17 protein-coding genes are annotated in these 20,326 nt (G+C 70.5%); 3 read left to right on the top strand and 14 right to left on the bottom strand.

Annotated elements, in window-relative coordinates; translation table 11 throughout:
• Positions 1-449: 449 nt before the first annotated feature.
• From JHW41_RS04605 to dusA, 5 genes are all read right to left on the bottom strand, one after another.
• Positions 450-1,856: an ATP-binding protein gene (locus tag JHW41_RS04605; protein WP_057948977.1), complete on the bottom strand. Its 1,407-nt coding sequence runs from the start codon at positions 1,854-1,856 to the stop codon at positions 450-452.
• A 207-nt stretch (positions 1,857-2,063) separates the two neighbouring features.
• The gene (locus JHW41_RS04600) at positions 2,064-2,747 is read right to left on the bottom strand and encodes a response regulator transcription factor (protein WP_031372686.1); all 684 of its coding nucleotides are present in this window, start codon (positions 2,745-2,747) and stop codon (positions 2,064-2,066) included.
• Positions 2,748-2,807: 60 nt separating this feature from the next.
• Positions 2,808-3,146: a hypothetical protein gene (locus tag JHW41_RS04595; RefSeq protein ID WP_057948978.1), complete on the bottom strand. Its 339-nt coding sequence runs from the start codon at positions 3,144-3,146 to the stop codon at positions 2,808-2,810.
• A 179-nt stretch (positions 3,147-3,325) separates the two neighbouring features.
• Complete coding sequence (locus JHW41_RS04590) at positions 3,326-4,252, bottom strand: arginine deiminase-related protein (RefSeq protein WP_250449195.1); 927 nt, start codon at positions 4,250-4,252, stop codon at positions 3,326-3,328.
• 201 nt (positions 4,253-4,453) lie between these two features.
• Positions 4,454-5,476, bottom strand: a complete 1,023-nt coding sequence (gene dusA, locus JHW41_RS04585) for a tRNA dihydrouridine(20/20a) synthase DusA (protein ID WP_250449194.1) — start codon at positions 5,474-5,476, stop codon at positions 4,454-4,456.
• A gap of 342 nt (positions 5,477-5,818) precedes the next feature.
• Here dusA and JHW41_RS04580 point away from each other — a divergent pair, with 342 nt between their 5' ends.
• Positions 5,819-7,885 carry a hypothetical protein gene (locus JHW41_RS04580; protein WP_250449193.1) on the top strand — a complete coding sequence of 689 codons (2,067 nt, stop codon included), beginning with the start codon at positions 5,819-5,821 and terminating at the stop codon, positions 7,883-7,885.
• Between the two features lie 107 nt (positions 7,886-7,992).
• On the opposite strand, the gene rtcA is transcribed toward JHW41_RS04580, so the two are convergent.
• Together rtcA and JHW41_RS04570 are read right to left on the bottom strand one after the other, a co-directional pair.
• Entirely contained in the window at positions 7,993-9,027 is a 1,035-nt protein-coding gene (gene rtcA / locus JHW41_RS04575) for an RNA 3'-terminal phosphate cyclase (RefSeq protein ID WP_250449192.1), read from the bottom strand.
• Between the two features lie 118 nt (positions 9,028-9,145).
• Positions 9,146-10,381 carry an RtcB family protein gene (locus tag JHW41_RS04570; protein WP_250449191.1) on the bottom strand — a complete coding sequence of 412 codons (1,236 nt, stop codon included), beginning with the start codon at positions 10,379-10,381 and terminating at the stop codon, positions 9,146-9,148.
• 479 nt (positions 10,382-10,860) lie between these two features.
• On the opposite strand from JHW41_RS04570, the gene rtcR reads away from it, so the two are divergent.
• Positions 10,861-12,450: an RNA repair transcriptional activator RtcR gene (rtcR, locus tag JHW41_RS04565; RefSeq protein ID WP_250449190.1), complete on the top strand. Its 1,590-nt coding sequence runs from the start codon at positions 10,861-10,863 to the stop codon at positions 12,448-12,450.
• 53 nt (positions 12,451-12,503) lie between these two features.
• On the opposite strand, the gene JHW41_RS04560 is transcribed toward rtcR, so the two are convergent.
• Entirely contained in the window at positions 12,504-13,334 is an 831-nt protein-coding gene (locus JHW41_RS04560; protein WP_250449189.1) for a penicillin-binding transpeptidase domain-containing protein, read from the bottom strand.
• A gap of 248 nt (positions 13,335-13,582) precedes the next feature.
• Here JHW41_RS04560 and JHW41_RS04555 point away from each other — a divergent pair, with 248 nt between their 5' ends.
• Entirely contained in the window at positions 13,583-15,424 is a 1,842-nt protein-coding gene (locus JHW41_RS04555; protein ID WP_250449188.1) for an ABCB family ABC transporter ATP-binding protein/permease, read from the top strand.
• 182 nt (positions 15,425-15,606) lie between these two features.
• Here the strand turns inward: JHW41_RS04555 and JHW41_RS04550 are convergent, their stop codons facing one another.
• From JHW41_RS04550 to JHW41_RS04525, 6 genes are all read right to left on the bottom strand, one after another.
• Entirely contained in the window at positions 15,607-16,119 is a 513-nt protein-coding gene (locus JHW41_RS04550) for a GNAT family N-acetyltransferase (RefSeq protein WP_250449187.1), read from the bottom strand.
• A gap of 148 nt (positions 16,120-16,267) precedes the next feature.
• The gene (locus tag JHW41_RS04545) at positions 16,268-16,939 is read right to left on the bottom strand and encodes a hypothetical protein (protein WP_250449186.1); all 672 of its coding nucleotides are present in this window, start codon (positions 16,937-16,939) and stop codon (positions 16,268-16,270) included.
• 232 nt (positions 16,940-17,171) lie between these two features.
• The gene (locus tag JHW41_RS04540; protein WP_250449185.1) at positions 17,172-17,639 is read right to left on the bottom strand and encodes a hypothetical protein; all 468 of its coding nucleotides are present in this window, start codon (positions 17,637-17,639) and stop codon (positions 17,172-17,174) included.
• A gap of 246 nt (positions 17,640-17,885) precedes the next feature.
• Complete coding sequence (locus tag JHW41_RS04535; RefSeq protein WP_250449184.1) at positions 17,886-18,362, bottom strand: hypothetical protein; 477 nt, start codon at positions 18,360-18,362, stop codon at positions 17,886-17,888.
• A gap of 193 nt (positions 18,363-18,555) precedes the next feature.
• Positions 18,556-19,284 carry an HAD family hydrolase gene (locus JHW41_RS04530; protein WP_250449183.1) on the bottom strand — a complete coding sequence of 243 codons (729 nt, stop codon included), beginning with the start codon at positions 19,282-19,284 and terminating at the stop codon, positions 18,556-18,558.
• A gap of 216 nt (positions 19,285-19,500) precedes the next feature.
• A complete protein-coding gene (locus tag JHW41_RS04525; RefSeq protein WP_057948991.1) occupies positions 19,501-19,881 on the bottom strand; it encodes a hypothetical protein in 381 nt (126 codons plus the stop codon).
• Positions 19,882-20,326: the final 445 nt, after the last annotated feature.

The raw sequence follows: 20,326 nt of genomic DNA, 5'->3' as shown, positions 1-20,326 counted from the left end.
GCGTCGGGCCTGAAGGCCCTCCCACAAGAGCGCTGCGTGATCGCGGTGCAAGCAAGCCTTTTGTGGGAGGGGCTTCAGCCCCGGAGCTCTTGGCTCAGACCGCTCGATACCGCACAGCAACGGATCGGAAAGCATCGAGCCTGAAGGCCCTCCCACAAGAGCGCTGCGCGATCGCGGTGCAAGCAAGCCTTTTGTGGGAGGGGCTTCAGCCCCGGAGCTCTTGGCTCAGACCGCTCGATACCGCATAGCAGCGGATCGGAAAGCGTCGGGCCTGAAGGCCCTCCCACATGAGCGCTACGCGATCGCGGTGCAAGCAAGACTTTTGTGGGAGGGGCTTCAGCCCCGACGCTTTCGGCTCAGATCGCCAAAGCCTTCATCGCGACGGATCGGAAAGCGTCGCACCCGAAAGGCTTGCCGCCCCAAAACGCTTCCGCCCGAAGACGCCTCGTTTACAACCCCGGCGGCAGCTTCACCTCGAAACGCGTGCCGCCGAGCTCTTCCGACGCGGTGACGTCGAGCGTGCCGCGATAGCCGCGCACCAGATCCTGCACGATCGCCAGGCCGATGCCGTGGCCATGCACGCGCTCGTCGCCGCGCACGCCGCGCTGCAGGATTTTCGCGACTTTCTCGGCCGGAATGCCCGGGCCGTCGTCGTCCACCGCCAGCAGCAGGCCGGGGCGGCGCTGGGCCGCGGTCTCGCCGGGCTTGACCGTCAGCAGCACCCGCGAATTGGCCCACTTGAACGCGTTCTCCAGCAGGTTGCCGAGCAGTTCCTGCAGGTCGCCCGGCTCGCCGTGGAATTGCACGCCGTCGGCGAGATCGAATTCGCACAGGATGCCCTTGGACGCGTACACCTTCTCCAGCCCGCGCACGATCTCCTCGGCGTGCGGCTCGATCGCGATCGGCGCGGCGAACAGCGCGTGGCCGCCGGATGCGGCGCGCGCGAGTTGGTAGGACACCAGCTCGTTCATGCGCCGCAGCTGCAGGTCCAGGTCCTCGCGCAGTTCCTTGTCCATCTGCGCGCCGCTGTCGTCGTCCAGGCGCGCGCGCAGCACCGCCAGCGGCGTCTTCAGGCTGTGGGCGAGGTCGGCCAGGGTGTTGCGCTGGCGGTCCAGGTTCTCGCGCTCGCTCTCGATGAAGGCGTTGATGCTCTCGGTCAGCGGCTCCAGCTCGCGCGGGTGGCGCTCGCTCATGCGCGAGGCCATGCCGCGCTGCACCCGCTTGAGCTCCTCGATCACGCGCTTCAGCGGACGCAGGCTCCACTGCATGATCAGCGCCTGCAGCAACAGCAGGATCACGCCGGCGCCGCCGAGGTAGCGCCACAGCGCCTGGCGGAACACGCCGACCTGATGGCGCAGCGCGCTGGTGTCTTCGAGGATCAGGATCGTGTACTGGAACTCGCTCCTGGGATCGCCGTCGACGCTCCAGATCAGCCCGCGCCCGTAGCGATAGGCCTCGCCGGGCTTGCCGTTGATCTCGGTCAGCGGCAGCGGGCCCTCGAAGGACTCCTCGGCCGGCTTGAGCATGCCGCCGTTGGGCAGCACGGGGCCCTGCGCCGACACCGAGTCCCAGTGATCGTTGGGCAGGATCACTTCGGCGTACAGGCCGCTGCCCGGGCGGTCGAAGCGCGGGTCCGGCGGGTCGTAGGGCGGGATGATCTCGCCGCCGCGGCCGAAGTCGGTGTCGGCGGCGTAGGCCAGCGCGTAGCTGGTCAGGCGCTGGCGCAGGTTGTTCTCGGCGGTTTCCAGGAACGCGCGGTCCAGCGCCACGCCGGCCAGGGCGAGGAAGGCGAGCAGGCCGAGGCTGGCGGCGAGCAACTGGCGCGCGCGCAGCGAGCGCGGCTGGCCCCAGCTCATGGCGACCGCCGGGCGGTCGCGGCCGTCTGCGCCGCTACGGTGGATGGCGCGGGCCGCATGGGTCCGAACTGCTCCTGGGACCGAACTGGGGAAACCGCCGCCGGCGCGGTGTCGGCCGGGAAGCGGGCATGCCGCCGCGAAAGCGGCGGTCTATTGGATCGCCGCCGCGCGAATGCTGTCAACGTGCGCGGTCGGCGGACGAGCGGCTCAGTCGCCGCTGCGCGGAATGGCGAAACGGTAGCCGCGGCCGCGCACGGTCTCGATCGGCTTGAGCGCGCCGTCGGGATCGAGCTTCTTGCGCAGGCGGCCGATGAAGACTTCCAGCACGTTGGAGTCGCGGTCGAAATCCTGCTGGTAGATGTGCTCGGTGAGATCGGCCTTCGAGACCAGCTCGCCGGCGTGCATCATCAGGTACTCCAGCACCTTGTACTCGTAGCTGGTCAGGTCGACGTTGCCGCCGTTGACGCTGACCGTCTGCGCGGCCAGGTCGAGCATGACCGGACCGCACTCCAGGGTCGGCTTGCTCCAGCCGGCGGCACGGCGCACCAGCGCGTTGAGGCGGGCCAGCAGCTCTTCGACGTGGAACGGCTTGACCAGGTAATCGTCGGCGCCCTGCTTGAGGCCCTCGACCTTGTCCTGCCAGCTCGAACGCGCGGTCAGGATCAGCACCGGGAATTTCTTGCCCTCGTCGCGCAGGGCCTTGATCAGCTCCATGCCCGACATCTTCGGCAAGCCCAGATCGATGATGCCCAGGTCGAACGGCACTTCGCGGCCCATGTACAGGCCCTCCTCGCCGTCTTGCGCGGCATCGACCGCGAAGCCCTCGCGCTTCAGGCGCGCGGCCAGGGTCTCGCGCAGCGGCGCTTCGTCTTCGACCAGCAGAATTCGCATGGGCACTCCCTTGATGATTTCGGCCCGACAGGATCGTTTTGCGGACCGTCGGAGCGAAGGTTAGTCGTTATTGTTGTCGTCGCGGCGTGTAGGGCGGTCGTCGTCGCGGCGCCCGCGCTGCTGCGGATCGTCCATGTAGACCCGGACCCGGCCGCTGGAATCGACCACCTTGACCCGATTGACGTCGCGGCCGTCGAAGGGGACGCGTTCCGCGCTCAGGACCTGACCGCCGCCGCTTTCTTTCTCGAAGCGGCGGACCGAATCGGACAGGGTCTGCTGCTGGCCTTCGCGCCGGTCGTGGCCGCGCCAGCGCTCGCCGTCGTGCTGCGCCCAGGCGTTGCCGGCCGCCAGCGAGGCGACGAGCAGCAGCGACGGGACGCGGGCGGAGCGGATGTGCATGGCGTTCGGACTAGCCCCCAGCGGAACGATGTAGCGGCGAATAAGCGACGTGCCGGCATTTTCGAAACGCAGCGGTGAATCCGATCTGAACTTTTCCGGCGCCCCCGGGGCGCCATTCAGCCCGCCCGGACCCGCGTCACAGCGGGGCCGTGCGGTCGGCCGGCGGCGCCCGGCCATGCTCAGAACACCTCGCCGACGCAGCAACGCAACGAGCCGCCGGCGGCTTCGATCGCGTCCAGCTCGACCGTCGCCACCGCGAATCCGGCCGAGGCCAGGGCCTGGCGGGTCTCGTCGCGCAGGGCCCGGGACGCGCCCGCGCTCATCCAAAGCGTATACGTCGACAGGGCGATGGCGTTGGCGGCGAAGGCGGCCTGCTCGGCGGCGTCGAGCACGATCCCGCGGCTGCCGTAGAACCCGGCGATGGCCGCGGCGACCGCCGGATCGGCGAAGCCGGCCGGGCTGACCAGGGCGGCGCGTCCGGCCAGCACCGCCAGCACCACGTTGGTGTGGTACTCGCCCTGCGCCAGGTCGAACAGCAAGGTGGCGCGCAGGCCGAAGGCCCGGTGCATCAGCGCCGCGCCGCGTTCGTCGCAGCGCTCCGACAGACCGGCGTAGCCGAGCCCGCGCGAGCGGTCGATCACCATCGCGCCGGTCAGTTCGCACGGGTGCGGCTGCTGCGACAGGTCCACTTCCTCGTAGCCCAGCACGTCCTCGAAGAAGCGGCGGATATCGCTGCGCGCGGCCTCGCGCTGGCGCACCGGGTGGCGCATGCGCCCCACCAGATAGCGCGGCGCGGCGCCGGCAGAGCGGGCGGTGGCGAAGACGTTGTTGGGGAACAGCGCGTCGGGCGTCTCGGGGTCGCCGGCGAAGCAGACCGTCGGCAGGACCTGCGACAGGGCCTGGTGCAAGGCGCGGTGCTGGGCGCCGGCGCGGCCGGCGTCGAAGGCCTGGGCCTGCGCCATGTAGCGGTTGTCGCCGGCCGATTGCTCGGCGCGGGCGAAGCCGTCGGGCGCGACCAGGAACGCGGCGCGGGCGATGGCCGAGCCGAAGTCCGGGGCCAGGTCGCGGGCGTGCTCGAAGAAGGCGTGCGGGTCTCGGGTGATCATCGGCTCGGGTTCCAGCTCGGGTTCCGGCTCGGGTGCGGGCTCGTTTGGGGGCTTCGCCTCGGGCCCAGGTCCGGGTCGCGATCGCGGCCCGGCCGCTCGGTACGCGGAACCGGGCGCGACCGCGTCGCCGCGGACGCAGCGCGCCACCCAGACAGGTACGCAATCGGGCGACGCGACAGGCCTTGCGCCGGCGCCGCGGCCTCAGGCGGCATCGCGCGCGGCGAAGGATTCGGTGAGCGCCAGCGCGCGCTCGATCAGCGCCCAGTCGGCGCCCGGCCGGTGCGCGCCTTCGCTGAGGATCTGGCGGAACGCGCGCCCGCCACGCTCGCCGTGGAACAGCCCGAGCAGGTGGCGGGCGATGTGTTTGAGGAACACGCCGCGCTCGAGCTGAGCCTCCACGTACGGCCGCAGTGAGCGCAGCAGCTCGGCGCGGCTGCGTTCAGCGCCGCCGAACCAGGCGACGTCGAGGCGGTGCAGCAGGTAAGGATCGTGGTAGGCGGCGCGGCCGAGCATGGCGCCGTCGGCATGCTCCAGATGCGCGGTGGCCTCGGCCAGGTCGGCGATGCCGCCGTTGACCACCACCTGCAAGCCGGGCCGCTCGCGCTTGAGCCGGTAGGCCCAGTCGTAGCGCAGCGGCGGCACCTCGCGGTTCTCCTTCGGCGACAGGCCCTTGAGCCAGGCGTTGCGGGCGTGCACGACGAAGCTGCGGCAGCCGGCGGCGGCGACCCGGTCGATGAAGTCGAGAAACACCTCGAAACGGTGCTCGTCGTCGACGCCGAGCCGGCACTTCACCGTGACCGGCACCGCGCAGGCGCCGATCATCGCCGCGACCGACTCGGCCACCAGGTCCGGCTCGCGCATCAGGCAGGCGCCGAAACGGCCGGCCTGGACCCGGTCGGACGGGCAGCCGCAATTGAGGTTGACCTCATCGAAGCCCCAATCCGCGCCGATCCGCGCCGCCTGCGCCAGCAACGCCGGCTCGCTGCCGCCGAGCTGCAGCGCGACCGGGTGCTCGACCGGATCCATCGCCAGCAACCGCTCGCGGTCGCCGTGAATCACGGCGTTGGCATGCACCATTTCGGTGTACAGCCGGGCATGCGGGGCGATGGCGCGGTGGAAGACCCGGCAGTGGGAATCGGTCCAGTCCATCATCGGCGCCACCGACAGGCGGACCTGCGGTGCGGGGATGGCGGGCGAGACGGCGGTGGGCGGGGTCGGGATCATCGCGGCCATTGTAAGGCCTGGGGCCCGCAGGGCCGCCGGCCAGGCAGGGCGGGCCTCGCCGCGACGGTGAGCGTGGCAGCCGCTCGGTCGGCCCGACGTCGCGCAACGGCTCGCCGCCAGCCGCAGGCACGGCGCCCGCCTTCCCCACCCACGCCGGCCGCTACGGCGGCGGCGCCGCGCCGGGCATCCCAACGTGCCGCCAGTCGCCCGAAAATTGCGACCCAGCGAACTTTCCTGCACAACGAGCGCACGTTTTTACGCGTTTTTCATCTCGCTGAGCGGAGCGTGCGAATCGCGCCCGGACGCGCCCATGGGGGACGTCGGCTCCTGAGCCGCAACGCTATGCATAGACACGATCGCTGTTCGCGCAACGCCGGCCTGCGCCCGGCGGCACCTTGGGTGCTGCTCGGGTTGCCGCTGGCGCTGCTGTTCGCGCCCGCCGCGCAGGCCCAGTTCAAGGTCTCCTCGACCTTCCGCAACAACACCGAGGCGGGCTGGACCATCACCGGCACCAATCCCGGCACCAACCGCAGCGGCATCCTGACCGGCGGTTACGGCGCCATCCCCAACAACGTCAACGACGCCAACGGCAGCGGCTGGCTGCGCCTGACCACCAACCTCAACAATCACCAGGGCCAGGCGCTGTACACCGGCGGCTCGTTTCCGTCCACCCAGGGCGTCACCGTCGAGTTCGACTACGTCAACTGGGGCGGCAACGGCGCCGATGGCACCACCTTCTTCCTCTACGACGCCACCGGCACCATGGGCGGCAGCCCCGGCGGCAGCCTGGGTTATTGCGGCGGCAACGGCGCCTACCTCGGCCTGGGCCTGGACGAGTTCGGCAACTTCTCCGGACAACTGCCGGGCGTCACCGGCGGCTGCCCGTCCACCAGCGGCAGCCCCGGCAGCCAGTCCGACCGCCTGGTGCTGCGCGGCCCGGCCAGCGACAGCTACCGCTGGCTGGCCAACGCCGCGGTGAGCGGCGGCATCGACTCGCCCAGCGTCACCACCCGCCCCACCAGCAACCACCTGATGGTGGCGCTGATTCCGAACACGCCGCAGCCGGGCTACACCGTCACCGTTTCGCAGGGCCCGACCGGCGGCACCCAGACCGTGCTGCTCAACAACGTCAATTTCAACTACCCCGCGCCGGCCAACCTGCGCATGGGCTATGCCGCGTCCACCGGCGGCCTCAACAACATCCATGAGATCCGCAACATGCTGGCCTCGGTGCCGGCCGACGTGGGCATCGTCAAGACCGTCTCGGCCCCGCGCATCCGCCGCGGCCAACCGGTGACCTACACCCTGGTGGTCAGCAACAACGACATCAACCCGGTCGTCGCCGGCAACCAGGCGCCGACGATCCCCGGCACCGACGCGCCCGACATCGCCGACAGCTTTCCGGCCCAGGTCACCGGGGTCAGCTGGAGCTGCGTCGCGAGCGCCGGCTCCACCTGTCCGGCCAACGGCAGCGGCAACATCGCCGTGACCGGCGGCTATTCGCTGTTGCCCGGCGGCACGCTGACCTTCACCGTCACCGGCACGCTCGCCAACAACGCCACCTGCAACAGCACCGTGACCAACACCGCCACGGTCGCCTTCTCCAACAGCGACCGCTTCGGCGACATCAACACCGCCAACAACAGCTCCAGCGTCAACTTCGCGGTGGACTGCGTGAACCTGTCGGTGGACAAGACCGCCACGCCGGCCAGCTTCACCGCCGGCGGCACCGGCACCTACGCCATCGCCGTCGCCAACGCCGGCAACGTCGCCACGGCCGGCCAGATCACCGTCACCGACGCGCTGCCGGCCGGGCTCAGCGTGCCCAACGGCGCGGTCGCGCTGGGCGGCGCGAACGCGGCCAACTGGGCCTGCACCGCGGCCAGCAACGTGCTGACCTGCCAGAGCAACGCGGCCATCGCCGCGGCGGGCAGTTCCAGTTTCTCGTTCGCCGTCAACGTCGCCTTCGCCGCGACCGGGCCCTTGATCAATACCGCGCGCGTCGCCGGCGGCGGCGACCCCAATTGCACCCTGGCCACGCCCTGCCCGGATTCGACCCCAACCAGCACGCCGGTGGTGCGGCCGTCGGTGAGCCTGCGCCTCAGCAAGGACGACAGCCGCACCAGCTATACGCCCGGCACCAGCACCATCTACGTCCTCAACGCCTGCAACGACAGCGGTCCGGACCCGGCCAACGGCGCCACCATCACCGACACTCTGCCGGCCGGCGCGACCCTGACCACCGGCTGGACCTGCACCGGCAGCGGCCCCACCCCGGGCACCTGCCCCTCCGGCGGCGGCGCCGCCGGCAATACCTCGATCAGCGTCGCCGGCATCGTGCTGCCGGTCGGCGGCTGCGTCAGCGTCAGCGTGCCGGTGACTTTCAGTTCCAATCCGGCCAACTACTGAGGCGCGCCATCGAAAACGCGGCATCGGCGGACACGAGCGCCGCACCATGAAAAAGGCCGCGCGGTGGGGCCGCGCGGCCTGCTCGTTTGCGCCGTGGCTATGTTTGTTCACGAGTTCACCGTCACCCGCCAGCAGCGCTTGCCCTGCTGGACCCAGTCGATCTCCACCGGCAGGAACTTCTCGATCAGGCGCGCATTGCTCGACAGATGATCGCTGACGAAGGCGGTGGTGAATTCGCCGCCGCCGGCCAGCGCCATCGGCAGCAGCAACTGGTCGGACAGGTGCTCGCCGACCGCCGCGTCCGCGCTCAGGTACTCGCCCACGCGCCGCGCCAGTCCGGCGGCGACCTGCTCGGCGCCGACGCCGCGCTCGCCGAGCGCATCGAACAGCTCGGTGTGCTGGCCTTCGCCGCCGATCTTCAGCATCAGCACATTGGCCGGGCTTTGCGCGGTCGGCGCGCGGCGCAGCTGCAACGCGTCGGGGCCCAACTTCAGCTGCCCGGCCAGCACCTGCAGCTCGCGCTGGCCGATCGCGTCGGCCAGCGACGCCAACAGCGCGGTTGCCTGCAGACGCGGCGCGGGGTCGCGCTCGAGGAAATTCGCCGGGTGCAAGCCCGCGCCGGGCGCGACGCGCAACTGCACGCAGCCGCCGCCGGCCGGGAAGAAGCCGTGGCGGTGCAGCGCGAACGCGGTCTCCACGCCGAACCGGCGCAGCGCCGGCAGGTAGCACTCGGCGAGGAAGTCGGCGCTCGGCGCGAGCGGGTTGTGGGTGCCGCCTTCGACGGTGATTTCCGAGGCCGCATCGCAGGCCCACAACGCCGGCAGCACCGTCTGCAGCACCAGCGTCGCCGAACCGGCGGTGCCGATGGAGAAGCGGTAGCGGCCCGGCTGCACCTGGCCCGGGACGAAGCGCAGCGTGGTCGCGCCGAGCTGCGCGCCTTCGACGTAGGCGCGGCCGATCTGCGCGGCCGCGCCGACCGCGGTGAGGTGCTGGCGCATCAGGCCCGGGCGCTTGCGCTTGGCGCGGATGTGCTGCATCTCGAACGCGGTGCCGGTGCACAGGCTCAGCGCCAGCGCCGTGCGCAGCAGCTGGCCGCCGCCGGTCGCGCCGCTGATTTCGATCATTTCCATTTTCTTGTCCATGGTCTTTCCCGCGCGCGCGGGCTCCGCCGCGCGCTGTCGTTTCCTTGCCGGGTTCGATGCGGGCGGCTCGCGCCGCCCGCTGTGTCGGTTCAATCCGCCGCTCGCGTCCATCCGTCGATCAGCCCTTCACGCACACGACCTGGCGCAGGGTATGCACGATCTCGACCAAGTCGCTCTGCGCGGCCATGACCGCGTCGATCGGCTTGTAGGCGGCCGGCGATTCGTCGACCACGTCGGCGTCCTTGCGGCATTCCACGTGCGCGGTGGCGCGGGCGTGCTCTTCCAGGCTGATGCGCTTCTTGGCCTCGGTGCGGCTCATCACGCGTCCGGCGCCGTGGCTGCAGCTATGGAAGCTGTCGGCGTTGCCGAGGCCGCGCACGATGAAGCTCTTGGCGCCCATGCTGCCCGGGATGATGCCCAGCTCGCCCTTGCGCGCGCTCACCGCGCCCTTGCGCGTCACCAGCACGTCCTTGCCGAAGTGATGCTCGCGGTTGACGTAGTTGTGATGGCAGTTGACCGCCTCGGCCTGCGCCTGGAACGGCTTGGCGATGACCGTGCGCGCCGCTTCGACCACGTGCCGCATCATGATCTCGCGGTTGTCGCGCGCGAACCGCTGCGCCCAGTCCACCGCGAACACATAGTCGGCGTAATGGTCGCTGCCTTCGGGCAGGTAAGCGAGATCCTGGTCCGGCAGGTTGATCATCCAGCGGCGCATGTCCTGCTTGGCCAACTCGATGAAGTGGCTGCCGATGGCGTTGCCGACGCCGCGCGAACCCGAGTGCAGCATGAACCACACGCGCTGTTCCTCGTCCAGGCAGACCTCGACGAAGTGGTTGCCGGTGCCCAGGGTACCCAGGTGGCTCAAGTGGTTGCTGCGCTCGAGCTTGGGATGCTTGGCGACGATGCGGTCGAAACCCTCGTGCAAGCGTTCCCAGGCCTGCAGCGACGCCGCCGGCGGATTCGCCCACGCGCCCTTGTCGCGCAGCCCGCGGCCGACGGTGCGGCCGTGCGGCACGGCTTTCTCGATCGCCGCGCGCAGCGGACCTAACTGATCCGGCAAGTCGCTCGCCACCAGGGTGGTGCGCACCGCGATCATGCCGCAGCCGATATCCACGCCGACCGCGGCCGGCACGATCGCGCCGAGGGTCGGCACCACCGAACCCACGGTCGCGCCCTTGCCCAGGTGCACGTCGGGCATCACCGCGATCCAGCGGTGCACGAACGGCAGCTTGGCGATGTTCTGCAGCTGGCGGCGCGCTTCGTCTTCCAGCGGCACGCCGCGGGTCCAGTGCTTGATCGGCACCGAGCCCGGGTCGTGGATGACGTCGTAGTGGGCGTTGGCGTTGGCGTTCATGGGTGCAGCTCCTGCGGTTCGGGCTTCGTGCCCGTGGCTCGTTCGAGCCGTTGAATTGTCGTGATGCATCGTTGGTCCAGACCGGGCCGGCGGGCCACCCTGGCCCGCCGGCGTCTTCCCTGCGCCGCCTCGCACCTCCTTGGCGCGTGCGGCCGGCGGACCGTCCTGGTCCACCGCGCGGAGGCGATCCGTGCATCCGCGTCGCGGCGCGTCCTTGCGCCGCTGCGGCGACCGTCCGTGTCGCCGCTTGCGCCCGCCTCGCGGCGGTAGCGATCCGAGGCGAGGCGCCGAGGGGTTGGCCATCGGGCATTCGCTTTCGGGACTCGCCAGGACTAACGCAATGGCCGTGCCAACTTTCCCGACCGCGAATCAACTTGTTGTTTTTGAAAGATTTAAGGTCAATCAGCCCGCCGACGCTCGCTATCTACTTCGATCTGTTCCTATACTTTGAGATATAAATTTATCCAAATGGATAGCCCATGAAACGCCAGGTCGTCATCGGCATGCTCGGCACCCAGCTCGACGCCGCCTCCGGCGCCGGCCGCTGGGAGAAATGGCGCCCGACCGTCTCGCTGGGCATGCACGAGGACTTCCTGCTCGACCGCATGGAGCTGCTCGCCGACGAACGCCGCTTCGCCCGGCTCGCCGGGCAGGTCGCCGCCGACCTCGCCCAGGTCTCGCCCGAAAGCGACATCCGCCGCCACGACCTCTACCTCAGCGACCCCTGGGACTTCGAGGCGGTTTACGGCGTGCTCGACGATTTCGTCCGCGGCTACGACTTCCGCCCGGACGAGGAGGACTACTACGTCCACATCACCACCGGCACCCACGTCTCGCAGATCTGCTGGTTCCTGCTGGCCGAAAGCCGGCTGTTCCCCGGCCGGCTGCTGCAGACCGCGCCGCCGCGCAAGCAGGACGGCCGCTCGCCGGGCAGCTTCGCGATCATCGATCTGGACCTGTCGCGCTACGACCGCATCGCCCAACGCTTCGCCGAGCAGCGCCTGCACGACCGCGACCTGCTCAAGAGCGGCATCGCCACGCGCAACCCGGCGTTCAACCGCATGATCGAGCAGATCGAAACGGTGGCCACGCGCTCGAAGTCGCCGATGCTGCTGATGGGCCCGACCGGCGCCGGCAAGAGCCAGCTGGCGCGGCGCGTGTTCGACCTGAAAAAGCAGAAGCACCAGCTGCCCGGCCGTTTCGTCGAGGTCAACTGCGCGACCCTGCGCGGCGACGGCGCGATGAGCACCTTGTTCGGCCATATCAAGGGCGCCTACACCGGCGCCTCGGCCGATCGCGCCGGCCTGCTGCGCTCGGCCCACCAGGGCCTGCTGTTCCTCGACGAGATCGGCGAGCTGGGCCTGGACGAACAGGCGATGCTGCTGCGCGCGCTGGAGGAAAAGCGCTTCCTGCCGGTCGGCGGCGACAAGGAAGTGGAAAGCGACTTCCAACTGATCGCCGGCACCAACCGCGACCTGCAGGCCAGCGTGCTGGACGGCCGCTTCCGCGAAGACCTGTTGGCGCGCCTGAACCTGTGGACCTACCGCCTGCCCGGCCTGGCCGAGCGCGCGGAGGACATCGAGCCGAACCTGGAATTCGAACTGGAACGGCATTCGCGCGAGAACCACCAGCGGGTGACCTTCAACCGCGAGGCGCGCGCACGCTACCTCGCCTTCGCGCTCAGCGGCGAAGCCAGCTGGAGCGGCAATTTCCGCGACCTGGGCGCGTCGGTGATGCGGCTGGCGACGCTGGCCGAGGGCGGACGCATCCGCGCCGATCTGGTCGAGGAAGAGATCGGCCGCTTGCGCGCGCAGTGGCACGGCGCGCAAGCGGTCTCGGCCTTGGACCAGTTGCTCGGCGCGCATGCGGCGGCGCAGCTGGACCGCTTCGACCGGGTCCAGCTGGACGACGTGCTGACGGTATGCCGGCGCAGCAAGAGCCTGTCGCAGGCCGGCCGCGAGCTGTTCGCGGTCTCGCGCGCGAACAAGGCCAGCAGCAACGATGCCGACCGGCTGCGCAAGTACCTCGCCCGCTTCGGCCTGGACTGGGAACGCGTTCGCGCGGGCTGAAGCGGCGGGCGCCGGCGCGCGGGCGCGGCGAACGCCCCGTCAGCGCGCGACGGTCACTGCACGCCGGCGTTGCGCAGCTCGTGGCTCGCCACGATCTCGGCGGCATTCTGCGCCAGGCCGAGCGGGCCGGTCACGCAGCTGACGTAGACGTACTTGCGGTTGTCGCGGGTCAGCATGCCGACCTGCCAGCGCACCGATTCGTTGCCGGCATCGACCGCGCCGGTCTTGATCATCGGCGGCACGCCGCCGGTCATCGCTCCGGACGCGGCGATCACCCGCCCGCGCGAGGACACCACGTAGCCCGGCGGCTCCAGGCTCTCGCGCACGCTCATCATCGACTGGCGCGACACCGGCAACTGGTCGCCGAACAGGCGTTGCAGGAAACGCATTTGCTCGTTCGGCGAGATCAGCAGCGAGCCGCCGTTCCAGTACTCGCCGCCGCCGCGGGTGTCGGCGTTGCCGTAGCCGAAGCGGTTGAGATACTCGCCCATGCGCGTCGCGCCCATCTGCCGGTCGATGTCGCGGAAGTATTCCGGCGAGGAATAGGCCAGCGCCGATTCCAGGGTCTGGCCGTTGCTGGCGCCGGTGGCGCGCACCACCGAGGCGTCCAGCGCGGCCAGCGCCGCGGCCAGTTCGAAGGTGGCCGCTGGCGAGACCTGGCGATCGCAGCCCTGCGCCGGCCGCCGGCGCAGTTCGCTGCCGCCCAGCTCGCTGAGCAGGAAGCAGGCGCGCAGCGGCGGTTGCTCGGGTTGCGGCAGCTCCGACGCCGGCGGCGTCGGATAGCTGCGCGGGTACTGCGCGGCCAGCGGCGGCGCGGCCACGGCGCACGCGAGCGCGGCGAGGACGGCCAGACGGGGGACGAAACGGCGGCGGACGGCGTTCATGCCTGTTGCTCCTTGCAGCGGCGCGGCCCGCGCGGGCCCGCCGGTACGGGCGGACGCGCGCGCCCAGCGCGCGGGGCGCCCAGAATGCCACGGCGACGGCGCGGTTTTCGAGCGCGCGCCGCGCCGACGCGCGCGGTCGCCCGGTTCGGCACCATTCTCCGGCGCCGCCGCGGCGACGGCCCCCGGGTTGACCGCAAGCGCGCTTGAGGTCCTATGCTCGCGCGTTCCCTTCCCCGCGACCCGACCGCATGAGCGCCGTCCCGCCTCCCACCGATCCTCCCGCCGAAGGCGACGCCCGCGACGGCGCCGCGCCGGTCGCCCGCGCCGACGGCCGCCGCGACGACTGGTCGGTGCTGGCCTCGCTGCTGCCGTACCTGCGTCCGTATCTGGGCCGCATCGTCCTGGCCCTGCTGATGGTGCTGGCCGCCAAGCTGCTGAACCTGTATGTGCCGATGGCGCTCAAGCAGCTCATCGACCGGCTCAACGTGCCGGTCACACCGGCGCTGCTGCCGGTGGCGCTGCTGCTGGCCTACGGCGCGGCGCGGGTCGGGGTGACCTTGTTCACCGAACTGCGCCAGGTGGTGTTCGCGCGGGTGATGGCGCGGACCTCGCGCCAGGTGACCCTGCAGGTGTTCCGCCACCTGCACGGCCTGAGCCTGCGCTTCCACCTCGCCCGCCGCACCGGCGGCGTCGCCCGCGACGTCGAGCGCGGCGGCAGCGCGATCTCCGACCTGCTCGACTGGACGCTCTACACCATCGTCCCGGTGCTGATCGAAGTGGCGCTGGTGACCGCGGTGCTGGTGTGGATCTACGACTGGCGCTTCGCCGCGATCGCCATCGGCACCCTGCTGCTCTACGGCCTGTGGACGGTGGCGGTGACCGAATGGCGCACGCGCTATTACCGCGCCGCGGTCGAGGCCGACACCCGCGCCAACGAGCGCGCGGTGGATTCGCTGCTCAACTACGAGACGGTCAAGTACTTCAACAACGAAGAGCACGAGGCGCTGCGCTACGACGACAATCTGCGCCACCTGGAGAACGCGCAGGTGATGTCGATCAAGACGCTCGCCGTGCTCAACCTGGGCCAGAGCCTGACCGTGGCGCTGGGCGTGACCGCGATGATGTGGCTGGCCGCGCAGGGCGTGGCCGAGGGCCGCATGACCGTCGGCGACCTGGTCCTGGTCAATGCCTATCTGCTGCAGCTGTCGGCACCGTTGTTCATGCTCGGCATGATGTACCGCGAGGTGAAGCAGGCGCTGACCAACATGGAGCGCCTGTTCGGCCTGCTCGACGAACGCCAGGACGTGCGCGACGCCGACGGCGCCGTAGCGCTGGCCAGCGCCCGCCCGGCGGTGCGCTTCCGCGAGGTCCGCTTCGGCTACGACCCGCGCCGCGAGATCCTGCGCGGCGTCGACTTCGAGATCGCCGCCGGCGCCACCGTGGCGGTGGTCGGCCACTCCGGCTCGGGCAAGTCGACCCTGGCGCGGCTGCTGTACCGGTTCTACGACGTCGATACCGGCGCGATCGAGATCGACGGCGCCGACCTGCGCGCGCTGAGCCAGTCCTCGTTGCGCGGCGCGATCGGCATCGTCCCGCAGGACACGGTGCTGTTCAACGACACCATCGGCTACAACATCCGCTACGGCCGGCCCGAGGCCAGCGAAGCCGACATCGAGGCCGCCGCGCGCGCGGCCCACATCCACGAGTTCATCGTCGGCCTGCCCGACGGCTACGACACCCCGGTCGGCGAGCGCGGGCTGAAGCTGTCGGGCGGCGAGAAACAGCGCGTGGCGATCGCCCGCGCGCTGCTCAAGAACCCGTCGATCCTAATCTTCGACGAGGCCACCTCGGCCCTGGATTCCAAGTCTGAGCGCGCGATCCAGGGCGAGCTGGACCGATTGGCGGTGGGCCGCACCACGCTGGTGATCGCGCATCGTTTGTCGACGGTGATGGATGCGGACCAGATCCTGGTCATGGACGCCGGGCGCATCCTCGAACGCGGGACGCATGCGCAATTGCTGGCGATGCAGGGCGTGTATGCGCAGATGTGGGATCTGCAGCGGCGGCAGGGCGAGGAGGTTTCGGCCTGAGCCTTGTGCGCGGCCTCGCAGCGACGGCGTCGACCGGGATTCGCGGTCGCGGCTTGCGCCGCTCCTACAGTCGCTCCGAGCCCGTTCGCGGTTACGGCCGCTCCCTGTAGGAGCGGCGCAAGCCGCGACCGCGCACCCGCACGCTCGCGCCGCGACTGCGGGCACCGCGTCGAAACCGCCCCTCAACCGGCAGGCGCCGCCTCCCACACCATGTACACATCCGCGCGCTGGTAATGCGAACCCGCCCGCGGCGCCGGGCGATGGCGGAAACCGACGCTCTCGTACAGCTTCAACGCCGGCGCCAGCTTGGTGCTCGATTCCAGGAACAGCTCGCGCCCGCCCATCTGCGCGAACGCGTCGATCGCGCCGCCCATCAGGCGCCGGCCGATGCCGCCGCCGCGCAGTCCCGGCGCCACCGCCATCTTGGTCAGTTCGACCGTCCCGTCCGGGTACGGCAGCAAGGCCACCGTGCCGAGCGCGCGCTCGTCCGCGCCGACCGCGAACAGGATGCGGCCGCCGCCGGCCAGCAGATGGGTTTCCGGATCGCCGAGCACCTCGCGGTCGATCGGCTCGACCACGAACCAGCGCTCCAGCCATTCGATGTTGAGGCGGGCGAAATCCGCGCGCCAGCGCGGGTCGTAATCGACGATGCGGACGGGCTCGACCGCGACGGTGGGAAAAGAAGGATCGCTCATGCCGCGATCATAGCCGCGCCGCCGCGACCCGGCGCCTGGACCAAAGCCGCATGTGCCCGGCGGGAAACGAAACGTTGGTTTAAAAGCAGGGTGGCTTGAAGCACGGGGACTTGAAGCCGCCGTCGTGCGGTATGCGTTGCGCCCGCGCTCAGTCCTGGCCTTTGCCGGCCGTGCCCTTGCCCGCCGGCCCCTTGGCGGGAGCCTGCTTGCCGCCGTGCGGCTTGGCCGCCCCCTTGCCCGGCTTGGCCGCGTCGCCGCCCTTCGCGTTCTTGGCCTTGGCATCGCTGGCCTTGGCCGGCGCCGGCGTCTCGACGTCGCGGAACGGACGGTTGGGGAAATCGCGGCGCAGCTCGCTGTCGATCAGGATCGGCCGGCCCCACCGGTCGTAGGTCGGCACGAAGCCGCGCTTGAGCTTGTGGAAATCGGCCGAGCCGGGCTTGATGCCGAGCCGCTGCGCGACCGCGCCCCAGCCGTCGGCGTGGTCGCGGTCCCATTCGTCGACCACGTAGCGGCACGGGCGGCCCAGCACCTGGGCGATGGCGCAGGCGTAGTAGACATCGCCCGGCGTCCAGCGGCGGCGATCGAGCAGTTCGCCGACCAGTTCGCGCGGCGCGCCGTAGTAGCGCACCATCTCGTCGACGAACGGCTCGCGGTAGCGCCCGCCGTAGCGGTTGATGTCGCCCAGCCACGCGTCCACCCAACCGTCGCCGCTGCGCGGCTGCCACGCCGGCGCCAGGTCCTGCGCCTGCACCGAGGTACCGAGCAGCGTCGCCAGCGACGCGGTCAGGGCGAAGAATTTTCGTTTCAGCGAATGCGGCATGGCGGGCTCCTCGCGGCGGCGACGCGTTTCGTCGTGGGCGCTGTCGTGTGTGCTGCGCGTCCTTGCTAAATCGGGCCGGCGGTGCGGGGATCAACGCAGCGCGCGCGGCCAGTTCAGCCGGCAGCCACGGCGCGTTCGCGATCCAGTCAGCAGCGGCGCGCGCGATCCGGTCGAGACCAACGCCGGCACGGTTCGATCCGACGATGGCACCGCCGCGGCGCAGTCGCTGCGATCAGCGCGAGATCGTGAACTTGCCGAACGCCACGCCCAGGTCCCAGCCCTGGCCGGTGCCGGCCAGGGCCAGCGAAACCTCGCCCTTGGTCATCACCTGGGCCTTGCTCGAACGCGCTGCGCCGGCATGGGCTTCGGCGGTGGCGTAGCTGCCGAGTACGTCGGAGATCCGGCGCACACCGGCGAACTCGCCGGTGCCGCGATCGATCCGCGACTTGCCGACGGTCAGGCCGCCGCCCTTGGCGCGGATCTTCACGCTCATGCTCTGGCCGTTGCTGCACTGGATCGTGCCCGAGCCGCTGGAGGTCTTGTAGAACACCGACCAGCCCGACATCGAGAACTTGAGCTTGCAGGTCAGCGTATCCGCCGCGGCCGTGCCCGGCAGCGCGAGCGCGGCCAGCAGCGCCGCCGCGAGCGCGGCGCCGCGCAGGCGCGTGGAAGCGGGGGCTTGGACGGAAACCTGGGACATGCAGGACCTCGTGCGGACGGGGCGCGGGCGCCGGGTGCGGCCGCGGGGAAGGCAGGCTATCACCGTCCGCCCACGTTCGTGCGCGAGCCGGCGGCTCGCCCCCTGCGGCCCGGCGCGACGATGGACGCGGCCCGGATGCAACGACGGCGCCACCGGGGCGCCGTCGTCGTGGAGCTTGCCTGGCCGCGGCCCTGCGCCAGCGGCCGGACGCCGCAGGTTCAACCGCGCCGGTTCAACGGCACCGACTCAATCGTCGTCGCGATCGCGCCAGCGGCCGTTGCCATGGCCATGGCCATGGCCATGGCCTCGCCCGCGGTCGTAGTAACGGTTGTCCCAGCGATTGTCGTGGCGGCGGTCGTAGCGCGCGTCGTAATAAGTGGTCCGGCACTTGCCGTGGCGATTGCAGTCGCGGTCGTAATAGCGGCGGTCGTTGGCGTAGTAGCGCGGCGGCGGCGCCGGGCGATAGCGGTAATCGACGTAGCGCGGGGCGTTGCGGTAGTAGGTCGGCCGGCCCCAACGGTCGCGCACCACGATCAGGCGGTCGTTGTAGCCGTAGTTGCCGTAGCGCCAGTACGGCGTGTTGTTGCGCACGATCACGTCGGCGATATCGACGATGACCCGGGTCAGGTCGTCGGCGCGCGCCGGCGCGGGCAGCGCGAAGGCCGCCGCACCGAGACCGGCGGCGAGGGCGACGGGAGCGAACCAGCGGGAAAGAGCGGTCATGGCGGTCTCCTGGGGGATGCCCGCATCGTCGGCGGGCAAGGCGACTTTGCCGCCGTCTCGGTGAACCGGTTTTTAACCGTTCGCGCCGCTTTCACGGCCGCTCAGTCGCGGTTGCCGTCGGCCGCGGCGCGGCATCGGGCCGGTACCGTTTTCATGCGGCGTGTTTCAGGCGGCCTGCTCCATGCGGCCTGCTTCACGAGGCCTGCGCCGCGCGCGCCAGTTCGCGCACCGCCTGCGGCAGCTCGGCCGCGCCGGCGACGCGGCGCAGGCGCGGCGCGTCGGCGGCGACCTCGGCCTCGGTCTCGTGCGCCCAGGTGGTGTGGTACGGCATGTGGATGCCCCAGCCGCCCAGATCCAGCACCGGCGCGATGTCCGAGCGCAGCGAGTTGCCGATCATCGCGAACTGCGCCGCCGGCAGGCCGAACTCGCGCAGCAGCCGGGCGTAGGTGCCGATGTCCTTCTCGCTGACGATCTCGATGCGCCGGAACAGGTCGGCCAGGCCGCACTGCTTCACCTTGGCCTCCTGGTGGAACAGGTCGCCCTTGGTGATCAGCACGATCTCGAAGTCCGCGGCGATCGCCGCCACTGCCTCGGGGATGCCCGGCAGCATCTCCACCGGATGGCGCAGCAGGTCCTTGCCGAGTTCGACGATGCGGTGCAGGTCGGCCGCGGCGATGCGCTGGCCGGTGATCGCCACCGCCGCCTCGATCATCGACAAGGTCATGCCTTTGACGCCGTAACCGAACACGCCGATGTTGTTCTTCTCGATCTCGTACAGGCGCTCGTGCAGGCGCGCGTCGCCGAGGTCGACGTACCGGCCGACGATGCGCTCGAAATCGAGCTGGGCCTGATCGAAATAGTCCTGGCTGCGCCAGAGAGTGTCGTCGGCGTCGAAGCCGATCATGCGAAGGGGTGCGCTCATGCGCGGATTATCCCGCATTTGCGTTGCGCGCACCCGCGCCGGCGAAGCGCCGCGGCGAACCCGGCGCGGACCGAACAACCGCCCGGCGCCGGCGCGCGAATACGCGCAAAAAAGAAGGGCGGCCGAGGCCGCCCTTCGCACAACGCAGGAAGATCCTGCACCCCAAGGGGGCGGCCGGAGAGAGTTCGGCCGCCCTGACCGTGGCTGCAGCCGCGCTTACTTGCCGCCGCTGCTGCTGGCGCCGCCGCCCGACTGGGCCTTGGCGACGTAGTTCTTGTATTCGTCCGGCGTCAGCTGACCGTTGCTGTCGCTGTCGGCCTGCTCGAACACCTGGCTCAGCGCGGGCACGGCCGCGGCTTCGTTCTTGCTGAGGTTGCCGCTCTTGTCGGTATCGACGTCGGCCCAGCTCTTCTTCTGCGCGGTCGGCGCCGGCGCGGCGGTCGCGGCCGCCGGTTCCTGGGCGGTCGCCGCCGGGGTCGCGGCATCGCCGGTCGGCGGCGCCTGCTCGGTGGCCGACTGGGCGAACGCCATCGGTGCGGCCAGCGCGGCGGTCAGGGCCAGGGCGGCGATCAGCGGCTTGCGGGACTTGATGTTCATCCGTCGGTTCTCCTCGTATTGGGTGGGCCGTTGTTGCGCGATCGACGCCTCGTCTGTCGGCGACCGCTCGGCATGTGGTGCTGCGAAGCACGGGGCCACCTTGCCGATCCGGTTCTGAACCGATCACCGGACGCGGGAGTTAAAGCTACGTTGGCTTAACCACAGCGCGGCGCGCAGCGGTTAGGCGCGGCCCCGATCGGGGCGACGCGCTACGACGAAACGTGACTCGCAGCGGCAAATCGTTAGCGCTTCGTTCGATGGATTTGGCTGAATGCAACACAACGTTTACGAAAACGCGGTGCGGCGGGCGGGTGGATCGCGGCTGGCGCGAGAGCGTCGGGACTGAAGTCCCTCCCACAACAGCGATGCCGGAACCGCCTCGCGACACGGCGCCGACGCGTTCGCTATTGATAGGAGGCTTCTTGCGGGAGTGCTTTGTGGGAGG

Origin of the sequence: Lysobacter enzymogenes (assembly GCF_023617245.1) — a bacterium.
GTDB classification, from domain to species: domain Bacteria; phylum Pseudomonadota; class Gammaproteobacteria; order Xanthomonadales; family Xanthomonadaceae; genus Lysobacter; species Lysobacter yananisis.
Note: the sequence above shows the minus strand (reverse complement) of the source record. Positions and strands in the feature narration are given on the sequence as shown.